The sequence below is a fragment of the SAR324 cluster bacterium genome (assembly GCA_029245725.1).
In the GTDB taxonomy this organism is placed as follows: domain Bacteria; phylum SAR324; class SAR324; order SAR324; family NAC60-12; genus JCVI-SCAAA005.
In genome coordinates, this window is record JAQWOT010000348.1 from 1 (window position 1) to 2476 (window position 2476).

Annotated in this window: 3 protein-coding genes; 2 read left to right on the top strand and 1 reads right to left on the bottom strand. The window is 45.0% G+C overall.

Going from position 1 to position 2476, the window contains the following annotated elements; genetic code table 11:
* A partial coding sequence (locus P8O70_19080) for a RidA family protein (protein ID MDG2198944.1) occupies positions 1-383 on the bottom strand: 383 nt, incomplete at its 3' end.
* Between the two features lie 215 nt (positions 384-598).
* Here P8O70_19080 and P8O70_19085 point away from each other — a divergent pair.
* Both P8O70_19085 and P8O70_19090 read left to right on the top strand, forming a co-directional pair.
* A complete protein-coding gene (locus tag P8O70_19085; GenBank protein MDG2198945.1) occupies positions 599-1186 on the top strand; it encodes a tyrosine-type recombinase/integrase in 588 nt (195 codons plus the stop codon).
* An 837-nt stretch (positions 1187-2023) separates the two neighbouring features.
* On the top strand, positions 2024-2176 hold the full coding sequence (locus P8O70_19090; protein ID MDG2198946.1) for a hypothetical protein: 153 nt from the start codon (positions 2024-2026) through the stop codon (positions 2174-2176).
* Positions 2177-2476 lie beyond the last annotated feature (300 nt).

The window sequence follows — 2476 nt, forward strand, 5'->3', positions numbered from 1 at the left end:
CCGATAATCGCAATGGCTTCAACCTCAACCAACAAAGAAGGAAGGACTAGTGCAGGAGTGGAGTAAGAAGCACTAGCGGGTACACCGGTTGGGAAAGCTTCATTGCGCGCTCTACTAAACTCGCCGTATTGAGACATATCAGTCAGGAATGTGTTGATCTTGATTACATCAGCCATCGTTGCCCCAGCAACAGTGAGTAAACTCTCAATATTTTTGAAAACCTGGCTGGATTGAGTGTAAACGTCCCCACCAATCACATTGCCATCACTGTCTAGGGCTACCAGTCCAGACGTATAGATGGTGTCCCCTACCTTTACACCAGCACCAATATTATATTTTTTGGTCCAAGCCCAACCTGAATCTAAACACTCTTGTTTCTGCATACAATTACCGTAGTCTCAATGTTCAATTTTTACAATACTGAACATTGGTGCGAGGCTATCAGTAAATTACAAACAAAATAAGTAACTTAGCCAAAAGAAGGTAAATACCATTGGGGATAGCCTTTTTCATGAAAGTTTGATTTTATATTGATAATTAATAATTAAAACATTAAATTGCAGTTTCAATATCCAGCAACTGGGACCGGAGGACATCCATGCAGAAGAAACCATTGAGCGCCAAACAGACTAGGGCCATCTCCAAACTACTGATCGACAAACCCCGTGACCGAGCCCTGTTTCATGTGGGGATTGATTCGATGTTGCGCAGCTCAGACTTACGACACCTGACCGTGGAAGACGTGACAGACTCCAAGGGCATTGTGCGAGAAGAGTGCGGCATCACCCAGCAGAAGACCAAAAAGACGGTGACGTTTAACCTGAGTGAGACAACCTGTGCTGCGTTGCAGACCTGGATTGAAGTCAGCAGCAAGGGTAGCGGGGAATATTTATTCAGTGGTCGTACGAAGAACTATGCAGGCAAGGCGCTGAAAGAGCAGCCGATCAGCCAGATGCAGTATCAGCGGTTGGTCAAGGGCTGGATGGAGTTACTGGGGCTAGCTACCGATGACTACAGCACCCATAGCTTACGGAAAACGAAAGCCAGTGCAATCTATGACGCCACCAAGAACGTGGAAGCAGTTCGGCAGTTGCTGGGTCATGCCAGCGTTGCGGCTACCAGCGCTTATCTGGGCATCGAGCAAGCCAAGGCGTTAGATATCGCCAAGAATCACAAGATGTTTTGAACAAGTCACAGACCCTATATCATTTAATTGAGGGAGGACAATAGATGCCAAGAAGTAAGCCAGTTGATCTTGGAATAAAATATTTTGACACACGGAATTCAGCGATCGAATTTTTTAGATCTATGCTTCACAGCTATCGTAAGGGGCAACGCATTGAAGGGGAAGACGCAGAACTTTTGTGAAGATTGCTTGAAAGGCATCCTGAGTGTGATGAGAAAATTGATGTTGGTATTGAATTTTTATTCAAAGAAGCTCCTCCAGATGATCATGGTGATGTTTCTTGATTCAACGTGCAGATAGCAGCAAAACAGATTTCAGCTTTTACACTTGTATCAAGGGTGAGCCACCATCAATGAAGACGCAGGTTATGGGAGCTATGTGTGGTTACGTTCTAGAAGAAATCAAAACAGCAAAACGAAGATTGTTTAATGAGTTAAAAAATGAAGAGGGTAGGATCCAGTGCCCAGTTACGTGTGAATGGATTTCTTATTGAGAAACCCATGCTGATCATCAAGCACCAATGATTTTCGAAATTATAGCTAAGGCTTTTATTGAGAGTCACCGACTAACTTGGGAGAATTTCCCACTATCGGAGGGGAGAGATAACCAATATCTTGCAACATTCACGGACCCAGATCTTATCCCGAGGTTTCAGGATTTCCATCGTAGAATGTCAGCAGGCCATATCGTTTTAAAGCACAAAAAGCATAATCTGTACGAAGGTGGCTGGTACCGCCTACAAACAGAAGAGCACAGCAAGCAACTCTGCAGCTTGATGGTATGGATGAAAGGACTTTCGTGGTCCAGAGTGCTTGGTGTCCTTACATGCAGCATATAATGCTTTCCCCTCTCCCCTATTCACTTGCAGAGCACATCTTTCAACTGCGTGAGGAAGACAAGATTCAACAGCAGATTGCTTCCGTCAGGCGAGGATTAAGCAATTTGTGGATGCACCCGACCAACACCGAAAGGAATAGCCTCCCGTGGTAGGGTAAGGATCGCAGGCACTGCTGGTGCAGACGTGGTGACCTTCTCCAGCACTATTCAACAGTACTGATACCAACAGCCAGGCTGACTAATCTGTTTTGCTAATTTCCATCCAGAGTGTATCACCAAACACCCTCATACCTTCCATCACTATCATCATCCTAGTTCACAAAGCCATTGATGATGATTCCCACTCCACCCAGGATCAGTAGACTTCCCGCAATTTTCCCGATATTGATTAAGAGTCTATCCGCAAATAAAAGATTGGCTATTTTTCCCTTCTCGTCGAGCCTTCTTAGGAGG